The sequence below is a fragment of the Micromonospora sp. NPDC049107 genome, from assembly GCF_040648595.1.
Classification (GTDB): domain Bacteria; phylum Actinomycetota; class Actinomycetes; order Mycobacteriales; family Micromonosporaceae; genus Micromonospora.
Window position 1 is genome coordinate 17,448 of record NZ_JBEZEC010000012.1, and the last position, 26,974, is coordinate 44,421.

Sequence of the window (26,974 nt, forward strand, 5' to 3'; positions counted from 1 at the left end):
CCAAAGTTACCCGGAGGTAATCATGTCGGAGGAGCACCGCGTCGCCATCGTCACCGGAGCCGCACGCGGTATCGGTGCCGCCACCGCCCGGCGGCTGGCCGCCGACGGGATGGCAGTGGCGGTCGTCGACATCGACGAGGCGGCCACCAAGGAGACGGTGGACGCCATCTCCGGCGCGGGTGGCCGTGCGCTCGGCGTGGGTGCCGACGTGTCCGACCGCGACCAGGTCGGGGCCGCCGTGGAGCGGGTCGCCGCCGAACTGGGCGCCCCCACCGTCCTGGTCAACAACGCCGGCGTGCTGCGCGACAACCTGCTGTTCAAGATGACCAACACCGACTGGGACACGGTCATGGGCGTACACCTGCGCGGGGCGTTCCTGTTCAGCCAGGCCGCTCAGAAGCACATGGTGGACCGCAAGTGGGGGCGGATCGTCAACCTGTCCAGCACCTCCGCGCTGGGCAACCGGGGGCAGGCGAACTACGCCGCCGCCAAGGCGGGCCTCCAGGGCTTCACCAAGACGCTCGCCATCGAGCTGGGGCCGTTCGGGGTGACCGTCAACGCCGTCGCGCCCGGCTTCATCGTCACCGACATGACGGCGGCCACCGCCGCCCGCATGAAGGTCGACTTCGAGGACCTCCAGAAGCACGCCGCCGCCGAGATCCCGGTCCGTCGCCCGGGTCGCCCGGAGGACGTCGCCCACACCATCTCGTTCCTGGCCAGCGAGGGTGCCGGCTTCGTCTCCGGTCAGGTCATCTACGTGGCCGGCGGACCACGGGCCTGACCCGCGCCGCTTCCGTTCCGCGGCCCGGTCGGTCAGGCCGGGTCGCGGCGGGTGCGCCAGAGCCAGAAAAGGCCCAGCACCGGCAGGACGAGCGGGATGTAGCCGTACCCGCTACCGAACTGCGACCACACCGTCTCGTCGGGGAAGAGGGCCTTGTCGGCCAGGCTCAGGATGCCGACCGCGACGACACCGACCAACTCCACCGAACAGCACACCAGCGCCACCCGTCGACCGGTGTGTCCCGCTCGGGCCAGACCTACCGCGGCCACGATGTAGATGAGCGCGGCCAGGGCGGAGAGCAGGTACGCCACCGGCGCCTCGTCGAACTTCGTGGCGATCTGTAGGCCCGCCCGACTCGTCGCCGCGATGGCGAACAGCAGGTAGACCGCGATCAACAGACGGCCGGGCCCGGAGTTCGTGCGCTGTCGGGCCGGACGAGTCTCAACCACCGAGGACCTCCCAGGTCTGCTGCAACCGCACCACCACGACCGGCGTCACCAGGCAGACCGCGCAGACGATCGCCGACCCCCACCGGGTCGGTTCCATCCGGGCCAGCACCCAGGCCAGCGGTGGCAGGCAGACCAGCGTGACCAGGTAGCCGAAGAACGCGCCGGGCTCGCCCGGCCGGTCGCCGCCGCCGACCGCCACCAGGGCCAGCACACCCAACGCGAGCAACACCAACTCGAGTACGGCCAGACCGGCGAACTGCACCCGGTCCGGCGGCCGGTGGCGTACCGCCGCGACCAGCGCCCACACGGCGACGAGCAGCGACAGCACGATCGACACCGTCGCGAGGGGCCCGTCTACCGGCGAGCCGGCCGCCGCGCTGGTCATCGGCCCCACCCGGTCGTCGCCTCGGTCACCGGCACAGCCTACTAACCGTCGTAGTACCCGCCGCGCGCTGCCTGGCCATCGCGCCCCGCCGCGTCCGCGAACGCGGCGGGTGTGTCGGGGCGGGCGGCCGGTGCGTCCGGCCGCGCGGCCAGTGTGTCGGGGCGGGCGGCCGGTGCGTTCGGCCGCGCGGCAGCCCGAGGGGGTATGCAGGCGCTGTCGAGCTGCCCCAGATTTGGGGCAAGGCCATCTCGGATCTCTGCGCCAGCAGTGGGGCGAGCGTCGGAAGTCGGATGGGGCTCTGCAGGACGGTGTGGGGCGCCCCGGATCTGGGGCAGCTCGACAGGCACTCGTCGGACCACGGTCACCCCCGGTCGGCAGTACGCGTGCTGCTCCGGTTGGCGACCCGCCGCCGACGGACCTGCTGGGGCGACTAGCGTGGATCACGTCCGTGGCGTCGCCACGGTCGGGGGAAACGGCGGAGGTACACGTGCTGCGGTTCGGCTTGTTCGGCACCGGTCACTGGGCGATCGAGACGCACGGGAAGGCGCTGCACGCACACCCGGACGCGGAACTGGTCGGGGTGTGGGGGCGTAACCCGGAGCGGGCCTCCGCGCTGGCCGAGCGGTACGGCGTGCCCGCGTACGCCGACGTCGACGCCCTCATTGAGCAGTGCGAGGCCATCGCCGTCGCGCTGCCGCCGGACGTCCAGGCCGACATCGCGGTCCGTGCCGCGAACGCCGGCCGGCACCTGCTGCTGGACAAGCCGTTGGCGCTCAGCGTGGACGACGCCGACCGGGTGGTCGCCGCCGCCCAGGCGTCGGGAGTGGCCTCGGTGGTGTTCTTCACCCAGCGGTTCCAGCCGAACGTCACCGCGTTCCTCGCGTCGACCGCCGCCGCCGGTGGCTGGCAGCACGGCCGCACCACGGCCTTCGCGTCGATCTTCCAGGACGGCAGCCCGTACGGCGGCTCGCTGTGGCGTCGCGAGCACGGCGCGCTCTGGGACATCGCCCCGCACGCGCTCTCGATCCTTCTGCCGGTGCTGGGGCGGGTCACCCAGGTGGCCGCGATGGACGGCCCGAGCGGGATGGTGCACCTGCTGCTCACCCACGAGGGTGGTGCGACCAGCAGCGCCTCGCTCTCCCTGGACGCGCCGACCGAGGCGATGGCCCGCGAGTTCGTGTTCTACGGCGAGAACGGCATCGAGACCGTGCCGCACGGCGAGAACGACGCCGCGACGGCGTTCGGTGTGGCGATCGACCAGCTCGTCGAGCAGGTCCGGACCGGTGCCCACGACCACCGCTGCGACGTCCGCTTTGGCCGCGAGGTGGTCACGATCATCGCCGCCGCCGAGGAGGCCCGCCAACAATCCCGCACGATCCGCCTTCCCTGACCCTCCCTATCCCCCAAACCCCTCCCACCCCGTACAACGGGGTCTGGGGTTTAGGTGGGGGTTGTTAGGGCCTCGGTTAGTTCTTCGGGGTTGTCGAACTGTTCGGGTGGTAGGGCCTGGAGCATGTGCAGCATGCTCGTGTCGGCGCCGTTCTCCTGCGCCCAGCGGACGAGGTCCTCGCGGGAGACCGGGTAGTCGAGCCCGGCCAGGTACTCCTGCAACTGCACGCCTGACACGGTCATGTCGGTTGGCTACCCGCTCGTGTCAGGCGTACACGCTGACGGCGTGTCGGCTCGCGACGCGCCGACGGTTTGTCGGCGTGAGCGCCGGGTAGCCGCTGCCATGCTGGTTCAGCGGCTCGGCGCGCCGAGCGACTTCGACCCGTTGCTGGAGCGCGTTCGGGACGCCCGGGTGGTGATGATCGGCGAGTCCACGCACGGCAGTTACGACTACTACCGGCTCCGTGAGCAGTTGACCCGTCGACTGATCGCGGAGTGCGGCTTCTCGTTCGTGGCCGTGGAGGGCGACTGGCCGGACTGCGACCGGGTGCACCGCTCGGTCACCGCCGCGCCCGGCGGGGCCCTCGATCCGCAGAGCGCGCTGGAGCGCTTCGAGCGGTGGCCGACCTGGATGTGGGCCAACGCCGAGGTGGCGCGCTTCTGCCGGTGGCTGCGGGCGTGGAACCTGCAACGGCCGGAGGGCGAGCGGACCGGGTTCCACGGGCTCGACGTCTACAGCCTCTGGGAGTCGATGCAGGCGATCTTCGACTACCTGGGGGAGGAGGACCCGACCTCGCTGGAGGCGGCGCAGGACGCGTACCGGTGCTTCGAGCCGTACGGCAAGCGGGTCGAGGAGTACGGCGCGGCCAGCCGGTTCGTCTCCGCCCGGTGCGAGGAGGAGGTGGTCCGGCTGTTGGCGCGTACCCGGGAGCAGGCCATGTCGGACGGCCCGGACCGCTTCTCGGCCTGGCAGAACGCGGAGGTGGTGGCCGGCGCGGAGCGCTACTACCGGGCGATGGTGGCCGGCGGTCCGGACTCGTGGAACATCCGCGACACCCACATGCAGGACACTTTGGACCGGCTGCTGCACCGCTACGGCCCGGACGCCCGAGGGATCGTCTGGGCGCACAACACGCACGTGGGGGACGCGCGGGCCACCGACATGGCCGCGGACGGGATGGTCAACATTGGTCAGTTGGCCCGCGAACGGCACGGCGACGACGCGGTGGCGCTGATCGGGTTCGGCACCTACCGGGGCACGGTGATCGCCGCTCCCCGGTGGGGCTCGCCCTCGGAGGCGATGGTGGTGCCGCCGGCACGGGAGGGCTCGGTGGAGCGGCGGTTGCACGAGCTGATGCCCGAGCGGGCGGTGCTCGTCTTCGGCGGTGACGACCAGCCGGGCTGGGTCACCGAGCCGGCGGACCACCGGGCGATCGGGGTGGTCTACGACCCGTCGTTCGAGTCCTGGGGCAACTATGTGCCGACGCGCCTGGCCGCGCGCTATGACGCGCTCATCTGGTGCGACGAAACGACGGCCCTGCACCCGCTGGCGGTCCCCGCCGCCCCCGGCGAGATGGAGACGTACCCGGCCGGTGTGTGACCGGGCCCGCGCCGATCATGGAGTTGTGGTGCCGGACGAAGTGCCCGAGTCAGGGCACGACGGGCACCACAACTCCATGATCGACCGGGCTGGGACCTAGACCCTCGTGGGTTCCTGGGTCGTGAGGTGGTCGCGGAGGCCTTCGCCCTCGATGTCGACGTTGGGCAGGGCGCGGTTCAGCCAGCGGGGCAGCCACCAGGCGCGGTCGCCGAGCAGGGACATCACGGCCGGGACGATGGTCATGCGGACCACGAAGGCGTCGATCGCCACGCCGATGGCGAGCGCGAAGCCCATCGACTTGATCACCGGGTCATCGAGGAAGACGAAGCCCCCGAACACCGACATCATGATCAGCGCGGCGGCGGTGACCACCCGGGCGCCGTGCCCCATGCCGCTGATCGTGGCCGCCCGGGCGCTCTCACCGTGCACGAAGTCCTCCCGCATCCGGGAGACCAGGAACACCTCGTAGTCCATGGCGAGCCCGAACAGGATGCCGATGAGCAGGATCGGCAGGAAGCTGATCAGCGGGCCGGGCGTGTCCAGGCCGACCAGGTCGGCGAGGTGCCCCTGCTGGAACACCGCCACCGTGATGCCGAACGTGGCGGCGACGGTGAGCAGGAAGCCCAGCGCGGCCTTGACCGGCACCAGCAGCGAGCGGAACACCAGCATCAGCAGCAGGACCGACAGCCCGACCACCAGCAGCAGGTAGACCGGCAGCGCGTCGGAGAGCTTCTCGGAGACGTCGATGCCGATCGCGGTGACGCCGGTGAGCAGGACGTCCGCGCCGCGAATGCCGCTGACCGAGTCGCGGATGTCGTGCACCAGCGTCTCGGTGGCCTCGTCGGTCGGGCCGGTCTTGGGCACCACGCCGAGCAGCGCCGTCCGGCCGTCCGGGCTGAGCTGCGGCGGCGCCACCGCGAGGACGTTCTCGGTACGTTGCAGCAGCGCGGTGACCTGCGGTACGGCGGCCGCGGTCGCCGGTGCGTCGTCGCCCGCGACGACCACCGCGAGCCGGCCCGTGAAGCCCGGGCCGAAGCCCTCGACGGTCAGGTCGTTCGCCACCCGGGCCGGAGAGCCGACGGCGGCCGTCGCCGCGCCCGGCAACGCCAGCCGCATGTCGGGCGTGGGCAGCGCGAGCAGCCCCAGACCGAGCAGCCCGACCAGGATCACGGGTACGCGGAAACGGGTGACGAACCGGGCCCAGCGGAAGCCGAACCGGGTGCGGTCCTCGGCCGGGGCCGGCCGGTCGAGGTCCGCGTCGGTGCCCGGCGTGCCCTCGTTGGCGAGTGCCCGCAGCCGGCGGGGGAGCACCCGGCGACCGGCGAAGCCGAGCAGCGCCGGCTGCAGGGTGATGGCGACGAGGACGGCCACGGTGACGGTGCCGGCGGCGGCGAGACCCATCACGGTGAGGAACGGGATGTCCACCACGGCCAGGCCGGCGAGCGCGATGACGACGGTGGCGCCCGCGAAGACCACGGCGGAGCCGGCGGTGCCGACGGCCCGGCCGACCGCCTCGTCCGGGGGCAGGCCGTCGAGCAGGTTCTGCCGGTGCCGGGAGGTGATGAACAGCGAGTAGTCGATGCCGACGGCGAGGCCGAGCATCAGCGCGAGGATCGGCGCCGTGCTGGTCAACTCGATGACGCCGCTCAGCGCGAACAGGCCGGCCATGCCGACGCCCACGCCGATCAGCGCGTTGAGCATGGTCATGCCGGCGGCCACCAGCGAGCCGAACGTGATGATCAGGACGATCGCGGCGACCAGGACGCCGAGCGCCTCGGTCGAGCCGATCTCCGGCTCCCCGCCCAGCACCTCACCGCCCGGGGCGACCTGCCAGCCCTTCGCCTTGGCCGCCGCGCCGACCTCCTCGTACGCGGTCTTCTGCGCGTCGGTCACCTCGTCCGCCCCGGTGGCGAACTGAACCTGCACCAGCGCGTACCGGCCGTTGGGCGAGACGGCGCCGACCTGGAGCGGGTTGACCGCGCCGACGACGCCGGGCAGCGTCCCGGCCTGCTGGACCAGCTCCTGCACCACGGCCTGGCCCTCCGGGGAGGCCAGTTGGCCGTCGCCGGGCGCCTTGAGCGTGATCGTGCCGGTGGCGCCGCTGGCTGCGGGGAACTGCTCGCTGAGCAGGTCGAGGGCGCGCTGGCTCTCGGTTCCGGGCATGGTGAAGTTGCTCGCCGTCGGGCCGCGCAGGGTCGCCGCGGCCAGGCCGGCGCCGACGAGTACGACGAGCCAGAGCGCGACGACGAGCCGTCGCCGGCGCAACGCGCCCCGGCCGAGCCGGTAGAGCAGGGTGGCCATCAGGAGTCCTTGTCCTCGGTCGTGGGTGGTTGGGGCTGGGGTGTCCCGACGGGTTCGACGGCCCGCCGGGCGAGGGTGAGCAGGGCGGGACGCAGCTCGTCGTCGGGGATGTCGACGAACTCGGCGCATGCCTCGGAGATGCCGGCCAGCAGCACCAGCGCGGCGATCCGGGCGCCGGGACGGTCGGAGTGGCCGGCCAGCGCGTCGCGCAGCCGTTCGGAGATCTGCTGGATGTGGGCGAAGGCCGGCTGGCACAGCAGCTCCGGGAACTCGCCGCGCAGGACGGCGATCTCCCGCCGGAACCGGACCGCGAGGTCGACGAAGCCGACCGCGGCGACGTCCTGGGCGGCCGCGCCGGTCAGGCCGCTGAGCTGGTCGTCGAGGTCGGTCAGCACCATGATGGCCGGTGCCATCAGCTCGGCGAGCAGGGCTTCCTTGTTGGCGAAGTGGTAGAGCACGGTGGCCTTGGAGCAGCCGACCTCGCGGGCGATGTCCTGCAACGAGGTGCCCCGGTAGCCGGTCACCGCGAACCGTCGCGCCGCCGCGGCGAGGATCTCGCCGTGCGTTTCGGACACCGCTCTGGCCATCACCGGTCCACCTCCGTGAACCAGCATGCCTGACCGATCGGTCAGACCCTGACCGATCGGTCAGACGAACCGGGTGGCGTTCCCCACACCCGATTCCTGTCTAGTCCGCGTGCTCCGCGTCGTACCGGGTCCGCGCCTCGGCGATGGCGCGGCGGTGCCGCTCGGCCCAGCTCGTCAGGGCCACCAGCGACTCGTACAGCTCCAGGGCCATCGGGGTGGCCACGTATTCGACCTTGGGCGGCACGGTCGGGTAGACGGTGCGGTGCAGCAGGCCGTCGCGTTCCAGGTTGCGCAGGGTCAGCGTGAGCATCCGCCGGCTGATGCCCTCGATGTGCCGCTCCAACTCGGTGAAGCGCACCGGGCCGTGCGAGGCCGCCACCAGGATGCCGATGCTCCACTTGCCGCCGACCCGGTCGAGCACCTCACGGACGGTGCACGCCCGCGCCTGCCCGGGGGTGAAGGGCACGTTCCCGGGTGAGCAGGTCAGCTCGGCCTCCACCAGCGCGGACACATCGCTGTTCCTCTGGGACACAACAGTGCCTCCTTCCGCTCCCGCTCATGGTCACAGACGATGGCGTCGGTAACAAACCGTGCACCAAGGAGGATTCCGTGGACCGAGCGACCCCGTCCCGCTGGCCGGCGCTGCTGGTGCTCTGCGCCGGCAGCCTCATGGTCATTCTCGATGGCAGCGTCGTGTCGGTGGCCCTGCCCGCCGTCCAACGCGACCTGGGCTTCACCGCCGCCGGGCTGGCCTGGGTGGTCAACGCCTACCTGGTGGCGTTCGGCGGGCTGTTGCTGCTCGCCGGCCGTCTCGGTGACCTGCTCGGCCGACGCCGGGTCTTCCTGGCCGGCGTCGTGCTGTTCACCGTGGCCTCGGCGGCCTGCGCGGTGGCCGGCAATCCGGCCCTGCTCGTCGGCGCGCGGTTCGGCCAGGGTGTCGGTGGCGCGCTGGCCATGGCGGTCAGCCTCGGCATGATCGTCCGGCTCTATCCCGAGCCGGCCGAGCGGGCCCGCGCGATCGCCGTCTACAGCTTCACCGGGGCGGCCGGCGCGTCGATCGGCACGGTGGCCGGGGGAGTGCTGACCGAGCTGGCTGGCTGGCGTTCGATTTTCCTGGTGAACCTCCCGATCGGGGCGGCGATCCTGCTCGCCGCCGTCCGCCGGCTCCCCGCCGAGCGGGGCATCGGCCTGCGGGCCGGCCTCGACGTGCCGGGCGCCGTGCTCGCCACCGCCGGCCTGATGGCGGCCGTGCTGGGCATCGTGGGTACGGGTGAGCACGGCTGGACCAGCCGGCGCACCCTCGGCGCGGTGGCGCTCGCCGCGCTGCTGCTCGGCGGCTTCGCGCTACGCCAGCGCGTGGCGTCCACCCCGCTGCTGCCTCCCCGACTGCTGCGCGTCCCGGGGCTGCTCGCGGCGAACACCGTGCAGTTCCTCATGGTGGCCGCGTTCCTCGGCTTCCAGTTCCTGCTCGCCGTGGAGCTGCAACTGGTACTCGGGCTGGACGCGGCGGCGACCGGCTGGGCGTTCCTGCCCACCCCCGTAGTGATCGCGGCGGTGTCGCTCGGCCTGTCGGGCAGGCTGATCGCCCGCTGGGGCGCCCGAACCGTGCTGGTGACCGGGCTCGGCCTGGCCGCCGTCGGTTTCCTGCTGCTCGCCCGGCTGTCCGCCGACGGTGGCTACCTCACCGACGTACTCCCGGCGATGTTGATCTTCGGGGTGGCCGGCGGCCTGACCCTGCCGGCGGTCACCACGCTGGCGATGGCCGGCGCGACCGACGCCGACGCCGGGCTCGCCTCCGGTCTGGCCAACACGACCCAGCAGGTCGGCGGGGCGGTCGGCCTGGCGACGCTGGCGACCCTCGCGGCGGCCCGCAGCGACGCTCTGCGGGCCTCCGGTCAGGCCGAGGCGGCCGCGCTGGCCGGCGGTTACCGGGTGGCGTTCGCGGTGGCCGCCGCCCTGGTGCTCGCCGCCCTGCTGCTGGCGCTTGCACGGTGCCGCGCCGGCCGGGCGGGGCGCGACCCGACGTCGACGGACCGGTCGACGGGCCGGCCACCGACCGTGGTCCTCGAAATCGGCAGGCCTCCGAGCGCCGCGTCCGGTTGACCGACGACGCCGAGGCCGCGAGGGTGATCGGGTGAGTGAGGCTGACGAGACCCGCGACGGCGTGGCCCTGACCAACCTGGACCAGCCGCTGTCCGACCGTGACGACGCCACCAAGCGCGACCTTGTCGACTACCTCGACGCGGTCCGGGGGCCGATCATCGGGCAACTCCGGGACCGGCCGCTGTCGGTGATCCGGGTCCGCCCCGGCCAGCCGCCGTTCATGCAGAAGAACCTGCCCCGCTACACCCCGGACTGGGTACGCCGGACGCCCGTCTGGGCCGAGGCGTCGCACCGGGAGATCTCGTACGCCCTCTGCGACGACCGGCGGACCCTGCTCTGGCTCGCCAACCAGCGGGCCGTCGAGTACCACCCGACCCTGGCCACGGTTGCCGACCTGCACCGACCGACCCACCTGGTGCTCGACCTGGACCCGCCCGAGGGCGACGGGTTCCGGGCGGCGGTCGACGCGGCCCTGCTGGTCCGCCAGGCGCTCGCCGACGCCGGCCTGGTCGGAGCGGTCAAGACCAGCGGCGCCAAGGGCGTGCACGTCTTCGTCCCGGTCACCGGCGACGCCACCGCCGAGGAGTTGGCGGCGGCCACCCGGGCGCTCGCCGTCCGCGCCGAACGGCTCGACCCGGCGCTCGCCACCACGGCGTACATCCGCGAGGACCGGGGCGGGAAGGTCTTCGTGGACGCCACCCGCTCCGGCGGGGCGACGGTCGTCGCCGCGTACAGCCCGCGACTACGGCCCGGGATGCCGGTGTCCTTCCCGGTCGACTGGGCCGACCTGACCGAGGTGACCCCGGCGGACTTCACCATCCGGACGGTCCCGGCGCTGCTCGCCGGGACCGACCCGTGGGTCGCGCTGCTGCCGGAACCCCAGCGGATCCCCGCCGACCTGGTCACCGAGGGTCGCGCCATCCCGGTGGCCCGCGTTCAGGCCATGCACGAGGGCAAGCGCCGGGCCCGCGCCCGCCGCGAAACCACCTGACGGTACGCCCCGACGACTGCCCCACCCGCCGCCACGCGGCTCGGCTCCGGCTCGGCCGTCCGGCGGTCCTGTCTTGTCGGTGGTCTGTGGCACGATTTGCCGGGTGACCAGCCGATCCACGGAGAGCCAGCGCCTCGCCGACCTCGCGCGGCTGCGTCGCGTCCGCGACCGCATCGACCGGGAGTACGCGCAGCCGTTGGACGTCGAGGCGCTCGCCCGGGGCGTCCACATGTCGGCGGGGCACCTCAGCCGGGAGTTCCGGCTCGCCTACGGCGAATCGCCGTACAGCTATCTCATGACCCGGCGCGTGGAGCGCGCCATGGCCCTGCTGCGTCGTGGCGACCTGAGCGTCACCGATGTCTGTTTCGCGGTCGGCTGCTCGTCGCTCGGCACCTTCAGCACCCGCTTCACCGAACTGGTCGGTATGCCCCCCAGCACGTACCGCCGGGAGGCGGCGCTGTCGACCGCCGGGCTGCCATCCTGTACGGCGAAGCAGGTCACCAGACCCATCAGGAATCGAGAAGCGCAGGTCACGCGGCCACCCCTAGCGTGACCGGGGCCCCGCCACCCCAGCAGATGGAGAGACGATGAGCAAGGCCACGGACTCGCCCGCGGCGCACGTCGCGGACCGCCACGACCTGATCCGGGTACAGGGCGCTCGCGTCAACAACCTCAAGGACGTCACGGTCGAGCTGCCGAAGCGTCGCCTCACGGTGTTCACCGGTGTCTCCGGCTCGGGCAAGAGCTCGCTGGTGTTCGGCACCATCGCCGCCGAGTCGCAGCGGATGATCAACGAGACCTACAGCGCCTTCCTCCAGGGCTTCATGCCGACGCTGACCCGGCCCGAGGTCGACGTGCTGGCCGGGCTCACCACCGCGATCATCGTCGACCAGGAGCGGATGGGGGCCAACGCCCGCTCCACCGTCGGCACCGCCACCGACGCCAACGCGATGCTGCGCATCCTGTTCAGCCGGCTCGGGCAGCCGCACATCGGCTCGCCGAACGCCTTCTCCTTCAACGTCCCGTCGGTCCGGGCCAGCGGCGCGATCACCGTGGAACGTGGCGCGGGCAAGACGAAGACCGAGAAGGCGACCTTCAACCGCCTGGGCGGCATGTGCCCGCGCTGCGAGGGGATGGGCGCGGTCACCGACTTCGACCTCTCCGCGCTGTACGACGACAGCAAGTCGCTCAACGAGGGCGCGATCACGATCCCCGGCTACAGCATGGAGGGCTGGTACGGGCGGATCTTCCGGGGCTGCGGCTACTTCGACCCGGACAAGCCCATCAGCAAGTACACGAAGCGGGAGCTGCAGGACCTGCTCCACCGGGAACCGACCAAGATCAAGGTTGAGGGCATCAACCTGACGTACTCGGGCCTGATCCCGCAGATCCAGAAGTCGTTCCTCGCCAAGGACATCGACACGTTGCAGCCGCACATCCGTGCCTTCGTGGACCGGGCGGTCACGTTCACGACCTGCCCCGACTGCGACGGCACCCGGCTCAGCGCCGAGGCCCGCTCGTCGAAGATCGCGGGCAAGAACATCGCCGACGTCTGCGCCATGCAGATCAGCGACCTGGCGGCCTGGGTCCGGGAGATCCGGGAGCCGTCGGTCGCGCCGCTGCTCAGCGGGTTGCAACACCTCGTCGACTCGTTCGAGGAGATCGGGCTGGGCTACCTGTCACTCGACCGACCGTCCGGCACGCTCTCCGGCGGCGAGGCGCAGCGCACCAAGATGATCCGCCACCTCGGGTCGTCGCTCACCGACGTCACGTACGTCTTCGACGAACCGACGATCGGGCTGCACCCGCACGACATCGCCCGGATGAACGGCCTGCTGCTGAGACTGCGCGACAAGGGCAACACCGTCCTGGTCGTGGAGCACAAGCCGGAGGCCATCGCCATCGCCGACCACGTCGTCGACCTCGGTCCGGGCGCCGGCACCGGCGGGGGTGAGGTGGTGTTCGAGGGCACCGTCGACGGGCTGCGCGCCAGCGACACCCTGACCGGGCGGCACCTGGACGACCGGGCCGCGCTGAAGTCGTCGGTGCGTACACCCTCCGGCACGCTCGCCGTGCGGGGCGCGAACACCCACAACCTGCGGGACGTCGACGTCGACATCCCGCTCGGCGTGCTCGTGGTGGTGACCGGCGTGGCCGGTTCGGGCAAGAGCTCGCTCATCCACGGCTCGGTGTCCGGCACCGACGGCGTGGTGTCGGTCGACCAGAGCGCGATCCGCGGCTCCCGACGGAGCAACCCCGCGACGTACACGGGTCTGCTCGACCCGATCCGCAAGGCGTTCGCCAAGGCCAACGGTGTGAAGCCCGCGCTGTTCAGCGCCAACTCCGAGGGTGCCTGCCCCGGCTGCAACGGCGCCGGCGTCATCTACACCGACCTGGGGATGATGGCCGGCGTCGCCGCCACCTGCGAGGAGTGCGAGGGGCGGCGGTTCCAGGCGTCCGTACTGGAATACCGATTCGGCGGCCGGGACATCAGCGAGGTGCTCGCCATGTCGGTGACCGAGGCGGCGGCGTTCTTCGGCACGGGCGAGGCGCGTACCCCGGCGGCGCACGCCATCCTCGCCCGACTCGTCGACGTCGGGCTCGGCTACCTCAGCCTCGGCCAGCCGTTGACCACCCTGTCCGGCGGCGAGCGGCAGCGGCTCAAGCTGGCCACCCGGATGGCCGAGAAGGGCGGCATCTACGTCCTCGACGAGCCGACCACCGGCCTGCACCTCGCCGACGTGGAGCAACTGCTCGGCCTGCTGGACCGGCTGGTCGACTCCGGCACGTCGGTGATCGTCGTCGAGCACCACCAGGCCGTCATGGCGCACGCCGACTGGATCATCGACCTCGGCCCGGGCGCCGGCCACGACGGCGGCCGAATCGTCTTCGAAGGCACCCCGGCCGACCTGGTAACGGCCCGCAGCACCCTAACCGGACAACACCTGGCCGAGTACATCAACGCCTAATCTCTCCCAGCCCCGCCCCCGCCCCGCCCCCGCCCACCCCGCGCCGCTCCGCCTCGCGCCCCCACGGTCCCCGCGATCTTGCACTTTCTGCGGCGGCAAAAGGCGCATCCCGCCCAAAATCACAACCGAAACTGCAAGATCGCGGAGTCGATGGGTTCGGGCCTGGGGTCCGGGCGGGGGCGGTTGGACGCGAGCCGGCGGCGGGAGCGTGGGGTCCGGGCGGGGCGGTTGGACGCGAGCGCGGCGGCGGGGCGTGGGGTCCGGGCGGGGCGGTTGGACGCGAGCCGGCGGCGGGAGCGTGGGGTCCGGGGCGGGGACGGTTCGACGCGAGCCGGGGCGGCGGGGGAGTGGGGTCCGGGGCGGGGACGGTTCGACGCGAGCCGGCGGCGGGGCGTGGGGTCCGGGGCTCGGCCCCGGGACAGAAATGACAAGCGCCCCAGGTCCGCGCTTCTCAGCGGACATGGAGCGCGAAAGCTTGTGCCCCCGGCAGGATTCGAACCTGCGCCCCCGCCTCCGGAGGGCGGTGCTCTATCCCCTGAGCTACGGGGGCTCAGCGACTGGAGAAGACTAGCAAACCTCCTCCGCGTACGCCGAATCGGTATCGGGTGGGCCGGTCGTGTCGGCGACCGGCCCACCCGGTACTCAGGCCGCGACCGCCCGTCCGCAACTGGGCAGCGGGTGCAGGACGATCCGCCGGGGCAGCCGGCGCGGCCACTCGTTGCGGGGCCAGGACCCGTCCACGATCAGGTGCACGGTGCGCTGTTCCTCGCCACTGAGTCGCAGTACGAAGTCGCGGGGGAGCGGCGGGTCGACCGTCGGCGTCGTGATCATGAAGCGCACCCGGCCCCGGGACGACACGGCGGAGATCACGTCGGCGGCCGGCATCGTGCCGCGCAGCCGTACCCGCCCGATCCAGTAGACCTCGGCGAGGTGCTCCTGGGCCGTCCGGGTGATCGCCGGGTACTCGCTGCGTACCCACCGTTCGACCGCGCTGACGCAGAGCCCGCAGGCACGCTCGCGCGGCTCGCGCGGACCCAACCCCCAGGCCCGCAGGTACGCCCCGACCGCGCCCACGTCCAGCGGAAGGTCGAACCGGCGCTGGATGAGCGTGGTGAGGCTCTGCCGCGTCCACAGCTCCTCGTCCAGGCCGAACTCGTCGGGGTGGACGCCCCGGAGTGTGTCGATCAGTTCGAGTTCCTGCTCGCGGCTGAGCATTCCCGGCTCGCCCTGCCGCTGTCCGCGACGGACGGCTGCCACCGCCCCGTCACCGCCGATGGTGTGGCGTCGGCACCAACTGGTGACCGAGCGCCGTGCGTCTCTGAGTGCAACCCCCACGTCTTGGGCAACGAGCACGAATCACTACTGGTCACGATATGTGTGGAGAAAACTCTCTAAGCGATGTAATCGCCTGTCTAGGGCAAAACGGCCACAAGTGACGAATAGGTATCTATGGGACGCCACGGTCGCCGGATGGCCCGGCGGGTCCGGCGGGCGGCGTGGCTCGGGTGGCGATCCGGCGTGGTCCGCCGCCAGGTCGCCGATGTGGCGGCATCCGCGCGCCTGGACACCGCCACATCGCCGATCTCGGGTGGATCATGCGCGCCCCCGCGTCGTGGATGTCATGGTCGACTCGGGTTCGTGGAAGTCGGGGCGTCCCGGCCGCGCCGACAGCCCGATTTGCAGGAATCCGAGTCGATCACCGAGACCGTGCCCCGCCCCCCGCCGCTGCCCGCCGCGCCCGCGCAGCGGCGCGGCGGGCAGCGGCGTGTCCCGCCGCGGGGCAGCGGCCGGATACGGGCCGGGCCCGCGTCCCGCCGAGGTGCGGCGGGACGCGGGCCCGGTGTGCCCGTGCGGAGTGGATCAGCCCTTGGCCTGCGCCTGGAGCTGCCGGAGGTTGTTCAGCTCGGACTGCTGGGTGGACTTCATGGTCTCGGCCACCCGTACCACCTCGGCGTTGTCGGTCTCGGCGAGCGCCGCGTCGATCATGTGGATCCCGCCCAGGTGGTGGTTGTACATGAGGGTCAGGAACTGCCGGTCGACCTCGATGCCCTTGGCGTCGCGCAGGGCGGCCATCTGCTGCGGCGTGGCCATGCCCGGCATCAGCCCGTCCTTGACGGCCGCGCCGTCGGACATCCACGACATCGGCGGCTGCGAGCCGGTCGGGCTCAGCCCCCACTCGCGCAGCCAGGTCTGCATGGCGCCGATCTCACCCTGCTGACCGGTGGCGATGTCGACGGCGATCTGCCGGACCTCGGGCAGCGTCGCCGACCGGTACGCGATCAGGCTCATCTCCACGGCCTGGGTGTGGTGGGTCGTCATGTCCCGGGCGAAACCCGCCTCGACCGAGGCGTCACCGGGGCGGGTGAGCCGGGGGGTGAGCAGACCGCCGGCGTACCCGAGCAACAGCCCCACCACCAGCAGGGCGGTAAGCGCGAGCAGCCCGTAGCGCCGTGCCGGCGCCCGGCCGCCCTCGTCTGGGCCGGCCTGGGTCTCGTCGTACTCGCTGTCGGTGGTGGTGGGGGCTGTCATCGAGGTCCTTACTGGGTGGGCGGCTGCTGCTGGAGCTCACGCGGGGTGGTGCCGGTGGCGGTGACGCCCTGGTTGCAGAGCGCCGTGGGGCCCTCGACCGAGGCGTTCACCCGCAGGTCCTTGATGAAGTCGTCGATCCGCTTGTCGTCGGCGTTGTCGACCTTGAGCTGGTAGCCCCACGCCTGGAGCGAGATCGGCTTGTCCAGGCCCTCGTACGGGCTCATCAGCATCTTCTCGACGCCACGCACCTTGCCGGCGAGCTTGTCGACCTGGTCCTTGGGCAGGTCCGGGCGGTACGTGATCCACACCGCGCCGTGCTCGAGGCTGTGCACGGCGTGCTCGCTGGCGATCGGGGCGTCGTACACGTCGCCCATGCAGTTCTGCCAGGCCGCGTTGTGCACGCCACCCACGGGCGGCGAGTACTTGTAGGTCAGCGGGCCGGCCTTGTGCGCCTCGTACTTGAGGCTCTCCGGGTCGGACTTGCGGATGTTGGTGATGCCGTCGATGGCGTTGGCCCGCTTGTCCCACGGCTTGGAGCCCTGGACCGCGGCCCAGGCGCCGTAGCCGATGATGCCGGCCGCGAGAACGCCCACGGCGACGAAGAGCGCGATCGGACCCCACGCCCGGCCCTGGCTCACCTTGACCGGTGCGACCGGCTTGCGCGGGCCCTTGCCACCGGCCCGGGGGGAGCCCGTCGGCTTGCCGGTACCGGCCTTGGCGCCAGGCGCCGGCCGGCCTGCGGCCGGCTTCTTGCCGGTGCTGACCACGGTCGGGCGGCGCTCTGGGCCACCCGGGGTGCTGATGCTCATCGTGCCTCGTCAAGTCGGTCGGTCAGGGGAGATGGCGGGCCGGTTGACGCGCAGGGTAGCCGCCGAGTGCCCGAGTCTACCCCCGATAACATGGTTGGGTGACTCCTGCAGAACTCGCCTCGGTCGTCCTCACCGCCGCCCACGCCGTCTTCACCGACCGTGGCCTGGATCACGCCGCGCTGCCGGAGCGCACGGTGGTGGAGCGACCGCGCAACCCCGAGCACGGCGACTACGCCTCCACGCTCGCTCTGCAGTTGAGCAAGAAGGTGGGCGTCCCGCCGCGTGAGCTGGCCAGCGCCCTCGCCGACGAGCTGGGTCGGGCGCCCGGGGTCAAGTCGGTGGAGATCGCCGGGCCGGGCTTTCTCAACATCCGGCTGGACGCCGCCGCCGCCGGCCAGCTCGCCCGGGTGATCGTCGAGGCCGGCGCGGAGTACGGCCGCAGCGACCGCCTCGCGGGCGAGAAGATCAACCTGGAGTTCGTGTCGGCCAACCCCACCGGTCCCGTGCACATCGGGGGCGTCCGCTGGGCGGCCGTCGGCGACGCGCTGAGCCGGCTGCTGCGGGCCACCGGCGCCGAGGTCGGCACGGAGTACTACTTCAACGACGCCGGTTCGCAGATCGACCGCTTCGCCCGGTCGCTGCTGGCCACCGCGAAGGGCGAGGCCGTGCCGGAGGACGGCTACGGCGGCGCGTACATCGCGGAGATCGCGACCGAGGTGCAGGCCCGCCGGCCCGACGTGCTCGGCCTGGACGACGCCGCCGCCCAGGAGGTGTTCCGCGTCGAGGGTGTCGCGTTGATGTTCGACGAGATCCGCTCGTCGCTGCGGGACTTCGGCGTGGAGTTCGACACCTACTTCAATGAGAAGGACCTGCACGATCGGGGCGAGCTGGACCTCGCGCTGGCGCGGCTGCGCGAGCAGGGCCACCTGTACGAGTCCGAGGGCGCGACCTGGCTGCGGACCACCGACTTCGGTGACGACAAGGACCGGGTGCTGCGCAAGTCCAACGGCGAGTGGACGTACTTCGCCGCGGACTGCGCCTACTACCTGGACAAGCGGGAGCGCGGCTTCGAGCGGGTCGTGATCATGCTGGGCGCCGACCACCACGGCTACATCGGCCGGATGAAGGCGATGTCCGCCTGCTTCGGCGACGACCCGGAGCGCAACCTGGAGATCCTCATCGGGCAGCTGGTCAACCTGCTGCGCGACGGCGCCCCGATGCGAATGAGCAAGCGGGCCGGCACGGTGATCACCCTGGAGGACCTGGTCGAGGCGATCGGCGTGGACGCCTCCCGGTACGCGTTGGCCCGTTACTCCAGCGACTCACCGATCGACATCGACATCGAGCTGTGGACGCGGGCGACCCGCGACAACCCGGTCTACTACGTGCAGTACGTGGCCGCGCGGACGGCGGGCGTGGCCCGCAACGCCGCCGAGGTGGGCCTGGTTCCGGGCGACGCCGACGCGTTCCGCCCCGAGCTGCTCGAGCACGAGAAGGAGAACGAGCTGCTCAAGGCGCTCGCCGAGTTCCCGGCGGTGGTGGCCACGGCCGCCGAGCTGCGCGAGCCGCACCGGGTGGCCCGCTACCTGGAGGAGAGCGTCGCCGCCTCCTACCACCGGTTCTACGACAACTGCCGGGTGCTGCCGTTGGGCGACGAGGAGGTCACCGACCTGCACCGCGCCCGGCTCTGGCTCAACAACGCCACCCGCACGGTGATCGCCAACGGTCTGCGCCTGCTCGGCGTCTCCGCCCCCGAGAGGATGTGATCGCGTGCGAGCGCGAGGAGTGAGCTTGCGAGCCCCGCAGTCGCGAAGCGGAGACAAGTAATGCGGGCTCACGAGGCTGGTGCGCTGCACGCGGACATCAGCAACCAGGGGCCGGCCTGGCTGCGTACCCCGGCCGACGTCAACGCCCTCGTGCCGGCGCTGTGGCCGCGCAGCGTGACGCGCGGCGCGGACGGCGCGGTCGCCGTCGCGGGCCTGAGCGTCCGCGACATCGCGACCGAGTTCGGCACCCCGGTGTACGTCCTCGACGAGGCCGACCTGCGCTCACGCTGCCGCGACTTCCGGGCGGCCTTCCCGACCGAGGACGTCTACTACGCGGGCAAGGCGTTCCTCTGCCGGGCGGTGGTCCGGATGATCGCCGAGGAGGGCCTGCACCTGGACGTCTGCACCGGCGGCGAGCTGGCCACCGCGCTCTCGGCCGGGATGCCGCCGGAGCGGATCGGCTTCCACGGCAACAACAAGTCGGTCGCCGAGCTGGGTCGGGCGCTGGACGCCGGGGTGGGCCGCATCATCGTCGACTCGTTCACCGAGATCGACCGGCTGACCGCGCTGGCCCGCGAGCGCGGCGTCCGCCCCCGGGTGCTGGTCCGGGTCACCGTGGGCGTCGAGGCGCACACCCACGAGTTCATCGCGACCGCCCACGAGGACCAGAAGTTCGGCTTCTCCCTGGCCGGGGGAGCGGCGGCCAACGCCGCGTTCAAGATCCTCGACGAGGACGTACTGGAGCTGCGTGGGCTGCACTCGCACATCGGGTCGCAGATCTTCGACGCCAGCGGCTTCGAGGTGTCGGCCCGTCGGGTGCTCGCCCTGCAGGCGCAGATCCGCGACGCCCGGGGGGTGGAGCTTCCCGAGTTGGACCTGGGCGGCGGCTTCGGCATCGCGTACACCACCCAGGACGACCCGGCGACCCCGCAGGACCTGGCCAAGCGGCTGCGCAAGATCGTCGACTCGGAGTGCGCGGCGGAGAACCTGGCCGTTCCCCACCTGTCGATCGAGCCGGGTCGGGCCATCGTCGGGCCGGCCGTGTTCACGCTCTACGAGGTCGGCACGGTCAAGGACCTCGACGGCATCCGGACGTACGTCAGCGTGGACGGCGGGATGAGCGACAACATCCGTACCGCCCTCTACGACGCGTCCTACTCCGCGACGCTGGCCTCGCGCGCCTCGGACGCGGCGCCGTTGCTCGCCCGCGTGGTGGGAAAGCACTGTGAGTCCGGGGACATCGTGGTGAAGGATGAATTCCTGCCCGCCGACGTGCAGCCCGGAGATCTTGTCGCGGTGCCCGGCACCGGCGCGTACTGCCGGAGCATGGCCAGCAACTACAACCATGTGCCCCGGCCGCCGGTCGTCGCGGTACGTGACGGCCAGGCGCGCCTGATCGTCCGGCGGGAGACCGAAGAGGACCTGCTGGCATTGGATGTGGGATGACGTCACCTGTGCGCTTGGCTCTGCTCGGCTGCGGCACGGTCGGCCAGGAGGTGGTCCGGCTGCTGCACGAGCAGTCGGCCGACCTGGCCGCCCGCATCGGCGCTCCACTGGAGATCGCCGGCGTCGCCGTCCGTCGGCTCGGCCGCGACCGTGGTGACCTGCCGATCGACGAGAGCCTGTTCACCACCGACGCGCTCGGCCTGATCAAACGCGACGACGTGGACGTGGTCATCGAGGTGGTCGGCGGGATCGAGCCGGCCCGGAGCTGGCTGGTCGAGGCACTGCGCGCCGGCAAGAGCGTGGTCACCGCCAACAAGGCGCTGCTCGCTGAGGACGGCGTGGCCCTGCACGAGGCAGCCGCCGAGGGTGGCGGGGACCTCTACTACGAGGCGTCCGTCGCCGGCGCCATCCCGCTGCTGCGCCCGCTGCGCGAGTCGCTGCACGGCGACCGGATCAACCGGGTCACCGGCATCGTCAACGGCACCACCAACTTCATCCTGTCCGCGATGGACGCCACCGGCGCCGGCTTCGCCGAGGCCCTGGAAGAGGCCACCGAGCTGGGGTACGCCGAGGCCGACCCCACCGCCGACGTGGAGGGCTTCGACGCCGCGGCCAAGGCCGCGATCCTCGCCTCGCTGGCGTTCCACACCCGGGTCGGCGCGGCCGACGTGCACCGCGAGGGCATCACCGAGGTGACCGCCGCGGACATGGCCAGCGCCCAGGCGATGGGCTGCACGATCAAGCTGCTCTGCATCGCGGCCCGGGGCGTCGACGCGGCCGGTCAGGAGACGGTCAGCGTCCGGGTGCACCCGGCGATGATCCCGCGTAGCCACCCGCTGGCCAGCGTCGGCGATGCGTTCAACGCGGTCTTCGTCGAGGCGGACGCGGCCGGTCAGCTCATGTTCTACGGCCGGGGCGCGGGCGGCGCGCCGACCGCCAGCGCCGTGCTCGGCGACGTGGTGGCGGTGTCCCGCAACCGGCTCGCCGGGGTCCGCGCGGCCAGCGAGAGCGCGTACGCCGACCTGTCGGTGCGGCCGATGGGCGAGGCGCTGACCCGCTACCACGTCAGCCTCGACGTGGCCGACCGCTCGGGTGTGCTGGCCGCCGTGGCGAGCGTGTTCGCCCGGCACGACGTGTCGATCGCGACCGTGCGCCAGGGCTCGGCCGGTGGCGCTCCCGGCCGCGACGGCGACGCCGAGCTGGTCATCGTCACCCACGTGGCGCCGGACGCCGCGCTCGCCGCGACCGTCGACGAGCTGCGCGGTCTGGACATCGTCCGGTCGGTGACGAGCGTGCTGCGGGTCGAGGGCGGCGCCTGAGTCGTTGGACCATCAGGGCGGCTCGGGCGTCCCGCCAGGTGGGTAACCCGGGGTGTGCCATCGATGGCTCCGGCAGGGTGGTCCAGGGTGACCTGGTGCTCGGGTCGGAGCTGCGGTAAAGCGAGGAGATTGACATGTGGCGGGGTCTGATCGAGGCGTACCGGGATCGGCTGCCCGTCACCACGGCCACGCCGGTCGTCACGTTGCACGAGGGGAACACCCCGCTGCTGCCGGCGCCCGTGCTCTCGGCCCGGCTGGGCTGTGACGTCTACCTGAAGGTGGAGGGGGCCAACCCGACCGGCTCCTTCAAGGACCGGGGGATGACCCTCGCGGTGTCGAAGGCGGTCGAGGCCGGCAACAAGGCGATCATCTGCGCCTCCACCGGCAACACCAGCGCCTCCGCCGCGGCGTACGCGGCGCGGGCCGGGCTGACCTGCGCGGTGCTGGTGCCGCAGGGCAAGATCGCGTTGGGCAAGCTGGCCCAGGCGCTGGTGCACGGGGCGAAGCTGCTCCAGGTCAGCGGCAACTTCGACGACTGCCTGGCGCTCGCCGCCAAGCTCGCCCAGGATCACCCGGTCGCCCTGGTCAACTCGGTCAACATCGACCGCCTGCACGGGCAGAAGACGGCCGCGTTCGAGATCGTGGAGGCGCTCGGCGACGCTCCGGACATCCACTGCCTGCCGGTCGGCAACGCCGGAAACATCTCCGCGTACTGGATGGGGTACTCGGAGGAGCAGGCCGCCGGCGTCACCACCCGCGCGCCCAAGATGTACGGCTTCCAGGCGTCCGGAGCGGCGCCGATCGTGACCGGCCAGGTGGTGCCGGAGCCGTCCACCATCGCCACCGCGATCCGGATCGGCAACCCGGCGAGCTGGACGAAGGCGCTCGACGCCCGGGAAGCCTCCGGCGGCCTCATCGCGGCGGTGACCGACCGGGAGATCCTGTCGGCGTACCGGCTGCTCGCCCGTGAGGTGGGCGTGTTCGTCGAGTTGGGCAGCGCGGCCAGCGTGGCCGGCCTGCTCCAGCAGGCCGCGGCGGGCGCGGTGCCGGCCGGTTCGACGGTGGTCTGCACGGTGACCGGTCACGGCCTGAAGGACCCGGAGTGGGCGATCTCCACCGCGCCCGCCCCGCTGACCATCGGCAACGATCCGTTGGCCGCGGCCCGGGCCCTCGACCTCGCCTGAGAGCGCTGGCGCGGCTGGCGGTGGGCCGCCGCCGGGGGCGGCGGGGGTTCCGGTGATCGAGTCCGGCACACTTTCAGGTATCCCCGCCCGCATTCTCTTTCAGGAGTGAGCCAGGCCGATGTCGCTGCTCGCCAGATTCAGCCTCGCCAACCGAGGGCTGGTCGCCCTCATCGCGGTGGTGACCACGGCGTTCGGAGCGTTCGCCGTGCCGTCGCTGAAGCAGCAACTGCTGCCGTCGCTCGAGTTCCCGGCCGCGTTCATCGTGGCCGCCTACCCCGGCGCCGGACCCGAGATCGTCGAGTCGCAGGTGACCGAGCCGATCGAGAACGCCCTGCAGGGCATTCCGGGGCTGGACAAGGTCACCTCCACGTCCCGCGAGGGTTCGGCCACCGTCCAGGTCGAGTACGAGTTCGGCACCGACCTGGACGACGTGGTCAACAAGATGCAGACCGCGCTGAGCCGGATCGACGCCCAGTTGCCGGACAGCGTCGACCCGCAGGTCATCGCGGGCAGCACCGACGACCTGCCGGCGGTGGTGCTGGCCGCGGCCGGCGGCGCGGACGAGCGGGCGCTCGCCGAGAAGCTGCGCGCGACGGTGGTGCCGGAGCTGGAGGGCATCGAGGGCGTTCGTACGGTCGAGGTGACCGGCACCCGCGACGACGTCGTGGTGGTCACCCCGGACCCGGCCAAGCTGGCCGCGGCGAAGCTCGCGCCGACCGCGATCGGCACCGCCCTGAAGACCAACGGCGTCTCCATCCCAGCCGGCGCGGTGACCTCGGGGGGTCTGGCCCTGCCCGTGCAGGTCGGAACGCCGGTCGCCACCGTGGACGACCTGCGCGGCATCGTCGTCGCGCCCGGCGCAGCGCCGGTGCGCCTCGGTGACGTGGCGACGGTCGAGCAGCAGCTCGCCCCGGCCACCGCGATCACCCGGACCAACGGCAAGGACAGCCTCGGTATCGCCGTCACCGCTTCGCCGGACGGCAACGCGGTGGCGATCTCCCACGAGATCCGCGACCGGCTGGCCGACCTGAAGGACGCCTCCGGCGCGGACCTGACGGTGGTGTTCGACCAGGCGCCGTTCGTGGAGAAGTCGATCGAGTCGTTGACCACCGAGGGCCTGCTGGGCCTGCTGATGGCGGTCATCGTCATCCTGGTCTTCCTGCTGTCGGTGCGCTCGACCGTGGTCACCGCGGTCTCCATCCCGCTCTCCGTGCTGGTGGCGCTGATCGCCCTCTGGATCGGCGACTACTCGCTCAACCTGCTCACCCTCGGCGCGCTGACCATCGCGGTGGGCCGGGTGGTGGATGACTCGATTGTCGTGCTGGAAAACATCAAACGGCATCTGGAGTACGGCGAGGAGAAGCAGCACGCGATCATCACCGGCGTCCGTGAGGTGGCCGGCGCGGTGACCGCGTCCACCCTCACCACGGTCGCGGTGTTCGCCCCGATCGCGCTGGTCGGCGGGTTCGTGGGGCAGCTCTTCGCGCCGTTCGCGATCACCGTGACGGTGGCCCTGCTCGCCTCGCTGCTGGTCTCGCTGACGGTGATCCCGGTGCTGGCGTACTGGTTCCTCAAGCCGCGTGGCGGCACCGTCGACGACGAGGCGGTGCGTCGTGACGCGGAGGAGAAGGAGCTGCACAACCCGTTGCAGCGGGCGTACCTGCCGGTGATCGGCTTCGCCACCCGTAAGCGGTCGACCCGCTGGATCACCGTCGGGCTCGGCCTGCTGGTGCTCTTCGCCACCTTCGGGCTGGCGCAGAAGCTGGAGACGAACTTCCTGGACGACTCCGGCCAGGACACGCTCAGCTTCCGGCAGGAGCTGCCGGCGGGCAGCGGTCTGGCCGCCACCGACGCGGCGGCCAAGCAGGTCGAGGCGGTCCTCGGCCGGATCGACGGAGTCGAGACGTACCAGGTGACGGCCGGCGGCGGCGACACGCCGTGGGCGGGTGGCGGCGGTAACAACGTCGCGAGCTGGTCATTGGCGCTCGGCGGCGACAAGGACGCCAAGCAGGTACGCGAGGAGCTGCGCCGGGAGTTCGACAAGCTCGGCACCAGCGTGGGCGAGGTCAGCTTCGGCGGTGGCCAGGACGCGTCGACCAGTCAGCTCGAGGTGATCGTCCAGGCCAGCGACCCGGAGGTGCTGACCCGCGCCGCCGAGGCGGCCCGTACGGCGATGGACGACGTCCCGGACGTCGAGGACGTCACCACGAGCCTCGCCGCGCGGGTGCCGCGGGTGGACGTGACCGTCGACCGGGTCGCTGCCGGTCGGGTCGGCCTCACCGAGGCCGCCGTGGGTCAGCTCGTGTCGCAGGCGTTCCGTGGCGCTCCGCTGGGTCAGGTGGCGCTCGACGGGCGTCAGCAGGACGTGGTGCTGCGGTTGAGCGCGACCGCTCCGGTCTCGGTGGAGGAGCTGCGCGCCCTTCCGGTCGGGCCGGTGAAGCTCGACGACATCGCGGACGTCACGCAGGCCGAGGGGCCGCAGCAGGTGACCCGGATCGACGGTGAGCGCAGTGTCTCGGTGACCGGCGCGGCGACCGGGTCCAACCTGGGCGCGACCACGAAGGAGCTGCAGAAGCGGCTCGACGGCATCGACGTCCCGGGAGCGACCCTCACCATCGGTGGAGTCAGCGCCGACCAGTCGGACGCGTTCGGCGACCTGGGCCTGGCGGTGCTCGTCGCCATCGCGATCGTGTTCCTGATCATGGTGGCCACGTTCCGCAGCCTCACCCAGGCGTTGATCCTGCTGATCTCCATCCCGTTCGCGTCCACCGGCGCGATCGGTCTGCTGCTGATCACCGGTACGCCGCTCGGCGTGCCGGCGTTGATCGGTGTGCTGATGCTGGTCGGCATCGTGGTGACCAACGCGATCGTGCTGCTCGACCTGATCAACCAGTACCGGGCGCGGGGCATGGGAGTCCAGGAGGCGGTGGTCGAGGGTGGCCGGCGTCGGCTGCGACCGATCCTGATGACCGCGGTCGCGACGATCTTCGCGCTGCTGCCGATGGCCTTCGGGCTGACCGGCGAGGGTGGGTTCATCTCGCAGCCGCTGGCGGTCGTGGTGATCGGTGGCCTGCTCAGCTCGACGCTGCTGACGCTGGTCCTGGTGCCGACGCTCTACTCGATGGTGGAGCACACCAAGGAGTCGCTGCGGGAGCGGCGTCATCGGCGGCGCTCCGGCGACGCCGTGCCGAGCGGGTCGGAGAACGTCGAGCCGGACGGTCCGAACCAGGTGGCGGTGCCGACGGGCGTACCGGCCGCGTCGGCCGAGAGCGCGCAGCCGTCGGCGACGCGCCCCGCGCCGTCCGGTGCGCTGGTGGACGGCACGGACCAGTTCGAGGTGCTGCGGTTGCCCCGCAGCCGCAGGTCGCCGCTGCCCCCGTCGGAGCCGACCGAGTAGCCGACCGACATCGCGGGCAGCGCCCCCGGCAGGATCTCCTGTCGGGGGCGCTGCTCTTTGTGCCCACATCGATCGAACGACCTGACCGCAGCCTTGCGTCACTTCTTGCATACTCCTGGTAGATGTCGGCGGTGACGAGTGGGGCAGGCGGATGACCGAGGGCGCGCGCGGGTGGTCCCGGCGCGACCTGCTGCGCCGAAGCGCCCTGGTGGTGACCGGAGCGGCCGCCGGGGCGGGCGTCACGGACGTCTGGTTGACCCACCGGCGGCTGCCTCTTGCCGGCGGCCCGGCCAGCGCCACCGTCGGCAACGGGGCGCAGGACGTCGGCGCGGGCGTCCTGCCGGTCGTCTGGTCGGGATCGACCACCCAGCGGCTGGTCGCGCTCACCTTCGACGACGGCCCGGCGCCACAGTGGACGCCCATGGTGCTGGACACCCTCGCCCAGCACCGGGTGCCCGCCACGTTCTTCCTGGTCGGCAGCCAGGTCCGTAAGCACCCCGACCTCGTACGCGACCGGCTCGGCGAGCACGAGGTGGGCAATCACAGCTGGGCGCACCGGGACCTCGCCCAGTTGGACGCCGCCGAGGCGTACGACGACCTGAGTCGCACCCACGACGTGATCACCGACGTGACGGGCCGGGCCCCCCGCCTGGTCCGTCCGCCGTACGGTCACCTGGGCGGTGCGGTGCTGCACGCGGCCGCCCGGTTGAACTACCGGCTGGTGCTCTGGTCGTTGCAGATGGTGGAGCGGGAGTTTCCCGACGATCCGGCCGGTCATGCCCGCCGGATCGTGGACGGCGTCCGGCCCGGGACGATCCTGCTCGGGCACGACGTCGGTCAGCGGCGGCGGCTGGTCGCGCTGCGCGGCCTCCCCGACATGATTCGCGGACTCCGGGAGCGCGGATACACCTTCGTCACCGTCTCGTCGCTGCTGGGAGCGGGTGTGGCCCCGACGCCCACCGGGTAGGG

Annotated in this window: 21 protein-coding genes, 1 tRNA gene and 1 pseudogene; 13 read left to right on the plus strand and 10 right to left on the minus strand. The window is 72.0% G+C overall.

From position 1 onward, the window contains the following. Positions 1-22 precede the first annotated feature (22 nt). The gene (gene fabG, locus AB0B55_RS26610) at positions 23-781 is read left to right on the plus strand and encodes a 3-oxoacyl-ACP reductase FabG (protein WP_357133882.1); all 759 of its coding nucleotides are present in this window, start codon (positions 23-25) and stop codon (positions 779-781) included. A 32-nt stretch (positions 782-813) separates the two neighbouring features. On the opposite strand, the gene AB0B55_RS26615 is transcribed toward fabG, so the two are convergent. Together AB0B55_RS26615 and AB0B55_RS26620 are read right to left on the minus strand one after the other, a co-directional pair. Further along, the gene (locus AB0B55_RS26615) at positions 814-1,230 is read right to left on the minus strand and encodes a hypothetical protein (protein WP_355052829.1); all 417 of its coding nucleotides are present in this window, start codon (positions 1,228-1,230) and stop codon (positions 814-816) included. Continuing rightward, positions 1,223-1,650, minus strand: a pseudogene (locus AB0B55_RS26620) (hypothetical protein). Before AB0B55_RS26620 ends, AB0B55_RS26615 begins: the two are co-directional and overlap by 8 nt. Positions 1,651-2,102: 452 nt before the next feature. Between AB0B55_RS26620 and AB0B55_RS26625 the strand changes: the two are divergent. Then, positions 2,103-3,005: a Gfo/Idh/MocA family oxidoreductase gene (locus AB0B55_RS26625; RefSeq protein WP_357174541.1), complete on the plus strand. Its 903-nt coding sequence runs from the start codon at positions 2,103-2,105 to the stop codon at positions 3,003-3,005. A 50-nt stretch (positions 3,006-3,055) separates the two neighbouring features. On the opposite strand, the gene AB0B55_RS26630 is transcribed toward AB0B55_RS26625, so the two are convergent. Continuing rightward, a complete protein-coding gene (locus AB0B55_RS26630; protein ID WP_357133889.1) occupies positions 3,056-3,247 on the minus strand; it encodes a DUF2795 domain-containing protein in 192 nt (63 codons plus the stop codon). A 100-nt stretch (positions 3,248-3,347) separates the two neighbouring features. Here AB0B55_RS26630 and AB0B55_RS26635 point away from each other — a divergent pair, with 100 nt between their 5' ends. Further along, positions 3,348-4,604 (plus strand): erythromycin esterase family protein, encoded by a 1,257-nt coding sequence (locus AB0B55_RS26635; protein WP_357133892.1) that lies wholly within the window; start codon positions 3,348-3,350, stop codon positions 4,602-4,604. A gap of 96 nt (positions 4,605-4,700) precedes the next feature. On the opposite strand, the gene AB0B55_RS26640 is transcribed toward AB0B55_RS26635, so the two are convergent. The 3 genes from AB0B55_RS26640 to AB0B55_RS26650 all read right to left on the minus strand — a co-directional run bounded on the left by AB0B55_RS26640 (position 4,701) and on the right by AB0B55_RS26650 (position 7,979). After that, a complete protein-coding gene (locus tag AB0B55_RS26640) occupies positions 4,701-6,905 on the minus strand; it encodes an MMPL family transporter (RefSeq protein ID WP_357174544.1) in 2,205 nt (734 codons plus the stop codon). Continuing rightward, the gene (locus AB0B55_RS26645) at positions 6,905-7,492 is read right to left on the minus strand and encodes a helix-turn-helix domain-containing protein (RefSeq protein ID WP_357174547.1); all 588 of its coding nucleotides are present in this window, start codon (positions 7,490-7,492) and stop codon (positions 6,905-6,907) included. Before AB0B55_RS26645 ends, AB0B55_RS26640 begins: the two co-directional genes overlap by 1 nt. A gap of 100 nt (positions 7,493-7,592) precedes the next feature. After that, positions 7,593-7,979, minus strand: coding sequence for a helix-turn-helix domain-containing protein (locus AB0B55_RS26650; protein WP_355052881.1), 387 nt, complete (start codon positions 7,977-7,979; stop codon positions 7,593-7,595). A 122-nt stretch (positions 7,980-8,101) separates the two neighbouring features. Between AB0B55_RS26650 and AB0B55_RS26655 the strand changes: the two genes are divergently transcribed. From AB0B55_RS26655 to AB0B55_RS26670, 4 genes are all read left to right on the plus strand, one after another. Further along, complete coding sequence (locus AB0B55_RS26655; protein WP_357174550.1) at positions 8,102-9,595, plus strand: MFS transporter; 1,494 nt, start codon at positions 8,102-8,104, stop codon at positions 9,593-9,595. 31 nt (positions 9,596-9,626) lie between these two features. Then, complete coding sequence (locus AB0B55_RS26660; protein ID WP_357174553.1) at positions 9,627-10,586, plus strand: ATP-dependent DNA ligase; 960 nt, start codon at positions 9,627-9,629, stop codon at positions 10,584-10,586. Positions 10,587-10,689: 103 nt separating this feature from the next. Beyond that, on the plus strand, positions 10,690-11,139 hold the full coding sequence (locus AB0B55_RS26665; protein WP_357133907.1) for a helix-turn-helix transcriptional regulator: 450 nt from the start codon (positions 10,690-10,692) through the stop codon (positions 11,137-11,139). A gap of 34 nt (positions 11,140-11,173) precedes the next feature. Next, positions 11,174-13,555: an excinuclease ABC subunit UvrA gene (locus AB0B55_RS26670; RefSeq protein WP_357174556.1), complete on the plus strand. Its 2,382-nt coding sequence runs from the start codon at positions 11,174-11,176 to the stop codon at positions 13,553-13,555. 478 nt (positions 13,556-14,033) lie between these two features. Here AB0B55_RS26670 and AB0B55_RS26675 read toward each other — a convergent pair. From AB0B55_RS26675 to AB0B55_RS26690, 4 genes are all read right to left on the minus strand, one after another. Then, positions 14,034-14,105: transfer RNA gene (locus tag AB0B55_RS26675), tRNA-Arg, on the minus strand. Between the two features lie 92 nt (positions 14,106-14,197). Continuing rightward, on the minus strand, positions 14,198-14,890 hold the full coding sequence (locus tag AB0B55_RS26680) for a winged helix-turn-helix domain-containing protein (protein ID WP_355052838.1): 693 nt from the start codon (positions 14,888-14,890) through the stop codon (positions 14,198-14,200). Between the two features lie 525 nt (positions 14,891-15,415). After that, positions 15,416-16,084 (minus strand): DUF305 domain-containing protein, encoded by a 669-nt coding sequence (locus tag AB0B55_RS26685; RefSeq protein ID WP_357174559.1) that lies wholly within the window; start codon positions 16,082-16,084, stop codon positions 15,416-15,418. A gap of 8 nt (positions 16,085-16,092) precedes the next feature. Beyond that, a complete protein-coding gene (locus AB0B55_RS26690; RefSeq protein ID WP_357174562.1) occupies positions 16,093-16,893 on the minus strand; it encodes a DUF3105 domain-containing protein in 801 nt (266 codons plus the stop codon). A gap of 98 nt (positions 16,894-16,991) precedes the next feature. Here AB0B55_RS26690 and argS point away from each other — a divergent pair, with 98 nt between their 5' ends. The 6 genes from argS to AB0B55_RS26720 all read left to right on the plus strand — a co-directional run bounded on the left by argS (position 16,992) and on the right by AB0B55_RS26720 (position 26,972). Further along, complete coding sequence (argS, locus tag AB0B55_RS26695; RefSeq protein ID WP_357133919.1) at positions 16,992-18,659, plus strand: arginine--tRNA ligase; 1,668 nt, start codon at positions 16,992-16,994, stop codon at positions 18,657-18,659. Between the two features lie 60 nt (positions 18,660-18,719). After that, positions 18,720-20,105, plus strand: a complete 1,386-nt coding sequence (lysA, locus tag AB0B55_RS26700; RefSeq protein ID WP_357174565.1) for a diaminopimelate decarboxylase — start codon at positions 18,720-18,722, stop codon at positions 20,103-20,105. Between the two features lie 8 nt (positions 20,106-20,113). Next, positions 20,114-21,424, plus strand: a complete 1,311-nt coding sequence (locus tag AB0B55_RS26705; RefSeq protein ID WP_357134032.1) for a homoserine dehydrogenase — start codon at positions 20,114-20,116, stop codon at positions 21,422-21,424. A 134-nt stretch (positions 21,425-21,558) separates the two neighbouring features. Next, positions 21,559-22,608, plus strand: a complete 1,050-nt coding sequence (thrC, locus tag AB0B55_RS26710; RefSeq protein WP_357133925.1) for a threonine synthase — start codon at positions 21,559-21,561, stop codon at positions 22,606-22,608. Positions 22,609-22,726: 118 nt separating this feature from the next. After that, complete coding sequence (locus AB0B55_RS26715; RefSeq protein WP_357174568.1) at positions 22,727-26,005, plus strand: efflux RND transporter permease subunit; 3,279 nt, start codon at positions 22,727-22,729, stop codon at positions 26,003-26,005. A gap of 151 nt (positions 26,006-26,156) precedes the next feature. Next, positions 26,157-26,972, plus strand: a complete 816-nt coding sequence (locus AB0B55_RS26720; RefSeq protein WP_357133931.1) for a polysaccharide deacetylase family protein — start codon at positions 26,157-26,159, stop codon at positions 26,970-26,972. Positions 26,973-26,974: the final 2 nt, after the last annotated feature.